The organism is Photorhabdus temperata, from assembly GCF_025384845.1.
Lineage (GTDB): Bacteria > Pseudomonadota > Gammaproteobacteria > Enterobacterales > Enterobacteriaceae > Photorhabdus > Photorhabdus temperata.
Genome location: NZ_JAJAFX010000012.1, coordinates 17,469 through 22,292 on the forward strand (window position 1 = coordinate 17,469; position 4,824 = coordinate 22,292).

Here is a 4,824-nt window from a genome sequence, read left to right on the forward strand (position 1 = left end):
ATCTTGCATGTTTCCTCCTTTTCAGGCCGGATAATCCGGCCTTATTCGATTAACCGATTAACGCTTTGGCTTTGGCTCGTATGTCGGCCAGCTCGTCCAGTGTTATCTTCCCTTTCTTTTCAACTTTCCTGGTCAGCCAGAACGACGCCATCGCGATCCGTTGATAACTCAACTTCAAACGGGTAATCTTTTGCCTTTGTGGTACAGGGAACACAGAGCAGTAAACCTACTTTGTTATTATTAAGGAACCGGACTGAGCACCACGACAGGGCGGCGGCCTCCCGGCTCATGCCCCGCGATTGGGTCGAAATCAACCCAAATCAGATCCCCGGCATCCGGAACAAAACGAGAAACCATCAGAGCAATTCCTTACCAACCAGTGAGCCAAAATCTACTCTTTCGTGAACGTTCTCGTCGGTAATACCGGCGAGCAGTGCATCAAGGCTATACTCTTTCGCTTTCACCGGCACCAAGACCAGACGGCCTTCTTCCACGCTCAGCTCCAGCTTATCTTCTACGTTCAGCGATGCCGCCTGCATAACGCTAACAGGGATCCTGATTGAAGGGCTGTTACCCCATTTTTTTAATGTAACTGTGGTCATATTGCCTCCTTAATATTTTGTATCAACATTGTCGAGGATATTCATTGTATATACAAATACCTTTGTCAGAACGGTAATTCTTCCTGCCCTGAGAAATCAGCGTGTGACTTACATGGGCTAATAAGTAGTAAACAAATTCAAGAAAAATTTGCTTTGCCATATAAGCCCAAATATATTGCAGATGTTGGAATTAAAACAGAGGCGGATTCACATAATATTTGCTAAATATGACTTTATAAAATTCTACCCTCAGCTGGTTAATCACTGGGAAAAAGTAGCTTGCGATCACTAGAAAGGTAATTTCGCCTGAAAATAACCGGTTTGTGGATCGGCTTTTACATCCAGTCGGAGCCTATTATAGGTCGGTACTTTATGAAGCGACATACCCGCATCAAGCTCATACTCAAGACAATCTTTTGAAATATACTCTGCCGATACATACGGTTTTGTGTATTTCGGCGCGACACCTTCTACTGTTATCCACGGCCCCTTTCCAACAGATGAAAAGGGAAAAAGCCAATTAAAAAAGGTATCTCCCATCAACCAGTAAATAAAATACAACAATAACAATGACAGAGTGATTTTCACTATTTTCATACTAAAAGGTCCTTTCCATCGCAGTAATGTTGTAAGGCCAGTGTTCCTTGCTCTTCCTGCTGGCTCACAGTGAGTGACTTTATTAACTGTTTGTCCATATCCAGAAAATAGCAAGGAAAATTTTCATCTTTTTCCAATTAAAAAAATAAATTTGTAACAAAGTGTTACAAACTGTAATAAAGTATTACAAACTCAGTACGAATGCAATTATCGTCAATCTGATAAATGAGAAAAAGGATAGTGATATTCCCTTTTCTCATAAAATAATTCACGATATATAAAACAGTCTCGACTTCATTTATATTCCCTTCAATACCGCAAAGGATAGTTAACCTGAATTCTGGATAAGAAATTGACGAGAAGCCTGTTCCAGGAGCAAAGTTTTGGTGCACACCAAAAACAGCTCCGAGGTGGAACAAGCTATGGATAAGTTAGTTGAGATTTTCTGTGATATCGATGATTTTTGCCGTTTTTTCATCCCTCAATGGGAACAATTTTGTCTCGATAGCGGGCATCGTTTACGCCGCCGACAAGGTCACATGTATCCCAGTGAAATCATGACCATTTTGATCCTTTTTCATCTGTCACATTACCGGGATTTTAAAAATTTTTATCTAGAACATATGATGATTAAACTTAATAAAAAGCAAGTGCTAAAAGTAGTGAAAACAACGATTAAAACCTCATTATACCGATTAAAACCAGAAGTTAAAAAAATGGCTTTTAATAACAGTTTAAAACCTGCCTATCATAAACCTATCAGTGAAAATGAGAAAAATCATTGGTTTTATTAATACTTATATACCCCGTAAAAAAGGATAGATAAAAAATATGAATTGGTTAACCAGACAATCTATTTTCCAAAAGGAACCAACTTTAATAACATTTTCAACCGGTGAATAAACGCTTTCATAAACCAGTTAAATAATCATTTATGAAAAACAGAATAACAAAATCCGCAAATAAATAATTTAACCGAATACGAACTGGATGACTTACAGCGTTATTGCATTGAATTTGTTATGCAACGCTGCGATACATTGAATACGCCCATTTAAACTTGTTTTACACTATCTTATCCCGTTTAATAACATTGATTTTCTACCGTTTAATTTAAATCATGTCTCTTTTTATACCTTAAATGTGATTTAACGCTAAAATCAAGTTATATCATTATTTTCCAAAGCTATTTTAATAATTTATTAACGATTAAATATCCATTTAATCATAGATAATTAATCCACCAGACTTTTCACCATTGTTGATATAATAAGACGTTATTAAATTGGTTTACAGATTTATTTAAACATCATTTAAATAGATGTCGATCGACAAGCTATTTTTTTCAGTGATTAGTTAGCTAAGGATAAAAAAACAGATGCCCATTAATACCCGTTTTTGAAAGATACAGAGTAACTAAAAACGGCTTATTCCCTATCATGTTTAATTTATTTATCAACAACGTTATCCTTCTCTTATTTTACATTTACCAGCCCTGCCATAACCATTTAAAAGCACGAAAATAGAGATATTAAAGCTTTTGTATAAAAGACGGATTTAACTATAAATGAAATTTTTAAAATACTATTGATTATATTTAATCGAAGTCTATTAAACGTTAACAGAAAATTGAAAAAATTAGCAAAAAAAGATATTATTCGAAAAAACATAAAAGGGTGTTTTTATACCATCAGGCTATTTACAGATTGATTTATGAAGATAAAAGACTTATAAAAACTGTTCATCATTGCCAGTAAAACAACGTCAGTAAAGATAAAAAGTGAATATAATCAATGTTTAATTAAACGTAAAATACAATATACCATGATGATTAAATTTAATAAAAAATAAGTGCTAAAAGTAGTGAAAACAACGGTTAAAACCTTATTATACCGATTAAAACCAGAGGTTAAAAAAATAACTTTTAATAACAGTTTAAAACCTGCCTATCATAAACCTATCAGTGAAAATAATAAAAAGCATTGATTTTATTAATGTTTATATACCCCGTAAAAAAGACAAATAAGAATATTAAATAGGTTAATCAACCTCAGCTCTGCTTAAGAACAGAGATTTCAGAAGCACGTAGATTCAGACTCGATCTTATCGCTTGGCATGTAAATGTGCCGCTTCTATTATGCGTTTCGTGCATTGGCTCAAGCATTTTTATGCCGATAACGTATCAATAGTCAGTTTGTCAGACATTTGTTCAAGCTCAGTCCGGTGATTTTCATCACCGTTTCACGGTCAATACTTATACTTCGGTGACTGTTCTGACAGTCACCGTAAGATCCTCTTTTAACATGAGTCATTGAATACTGATTAAGAACTCTCAGCACGCGTTAGTGGCGTATTTGCTCAAGCTCGTTCTGGCTCAACCCAGTCGTTTTCATTATCGTTTCACGGTCGACACCCATGTCCATCATCGCCCACGCGACTTTCAGGATCCCCTGCTTTTCACCTTTATGCAATCCTTCTTGGAGTCCTTCCCGACGCCCTTCCTGCAATCCTTCCTGCAATCCTTCCTGACGCCCTTCTTGACGCCCTTCCTGACGTGCTTTATGTTCCAATCTTTGTGCTATTGTCATCAGTACCTCCTCATACCTCGGGGACTGTTCTGCCAGTCGCCGGATAAAACCCTCTGGATCGGCGGTATCTCCCGCCTGTAATAAGTAGTTTAGCACGCTTTTTAGCTGTTCATCCGTATAGTAATCATACGTCAGCAGTATGACCAACTCTTGCAGCAGCTCCGCCATATCTCGCTGCCGGATATGCTTTTGCACTATTTCCAGTAGTGCGACCCGTTTATGCGTCAGAATTTCATCGTCGGGGATTACCGTCACATCTACCAGCGGGAAGGGACCGGAATAGATTTCCTTCGCCAGAGCCGGATCATCAAAGCAGTCGAGCCAATTGGTACTCCAGGGATACGGCTGTATTTTCCCGTGATAAAACAATACCGGAATGACCAGCGGCAATTTTTCATGTCCCTGCTCCAGATGCCGTTGCATGGCTGAAATACCGTAACGTAGCAATCGAAATGCCATCATTTTGTCCGGGGAACTCTGGTGTTCGATCACGCAATACACGTAACCGTCACCCCGCGCCGTTTTCAATGAATACAAAATGTCGGAATAATGCGCCCGCAGATTGTCTTCAATAAACGATCCTGATTCCAACCGCAATGTATCCAGATCACAAACCGCCCGTAATTTAGCAGGCAAATGAATCTCCAGGAAGTCTCTGGCCGTATCGATATGACTTAAAAACTTTTTAAAAACAGAATCATGTGGCGTTGGTGTGTTTTTTCTTTTCATCGGTGAATGGTAGCACATTTTCTTTTATATTGAAGGAATATTAAGCAAGAAACCGGGCTGACGGAGATGTCTTACATTTTCTTTGACAAAAATGTTGATCGTATCTCAGATACTTTCATTTCCTTCTTAAGCGAAATTCAGGTTAATCAGATAATATATTAAAACAACAACCAACTTTAATAACGTTTTCAACAGGGGAATAAATTTTTTCATAAACCAGTTAAACAATTTCTCATGAAAAATCCGGTATAAACAATATATACCGGATTATCACGACAACATTAAATTATCCAATACTCCTTAATATA

Annotated in this window: 2 protein-coding genes and 3 pseudogenes; 1 reads left to right on the forward strand and 4 read right to left on the reverse strand. The window is 37.4% G+C overall.

Features of this window, described 5'->3' with window-relative positions; all coding sequences use genetic code 11:
- Positions 1 to 49: 49 nt before the first annotated feature.
- From mazF to LGZ99_RS06665, 3 genes and pseudogenes are all read right to left on the reverse strand, one after another.
- A pseudogene (gene mazF, locus LGZ99_RS06655) lies at positions 50 to 357 on the reverse strand (endoribonuclease MazF).
- Complete coding sequence (locus LGZ99_RS06660; protein WP_036841424.1) at positions 357 to 602, reverse strand: AbrB/MazE/SpoVT family DNA-binding domain-containing protein; 246 nt, start codon at positions 600 to 602, stop codon at positions 357 to 359. The pseudogene mazF and the gene LGZ99_RS06660 overlap by 1 nt, the downstream one beginning before the upstream one ends.
- Before the next feature lie 291 nt (positions 603 to 893).
- Positions 894 to 1,142, reverse strand: a pseudogene (locus LGZ99_RS06665) (hypothetical protein); the annotation flags it as partial.
- 479 nt (positions 1,143 to 1,621) lie between these two features.
- On the opposite strand from LGZ99_RS06665, the pseudogene LGZ99_RS06670 reads away from it, so the two are divergent.
- Positions 1,622 to 1,825 (forward strand): annotated as a pseudogene (locus tag LGZ99_RS06670) (IS982 family transposase); the annotation flags it as partial.
- Between the two features lie 1,716 nt (positions 1,826 to 3,541).
- Here LGZ99_RS06670 and LGZ99_RS06675 read toward each other — a convergent pair.
- Positions 3,542 to 4,516, reverse strand: a complete 975-nt coding sequence (locus tag LGZ99_RS06675; protein ID WP_262978972.1) for an Rpn family recombination-promoting nuclease/putative transposase — start codon at positions 4,514 to 4,516, stop codon at positions 3,542 to 3,544.
- Positions 4,517 to 4,824 lie beyond the last annotated feature (308 nt).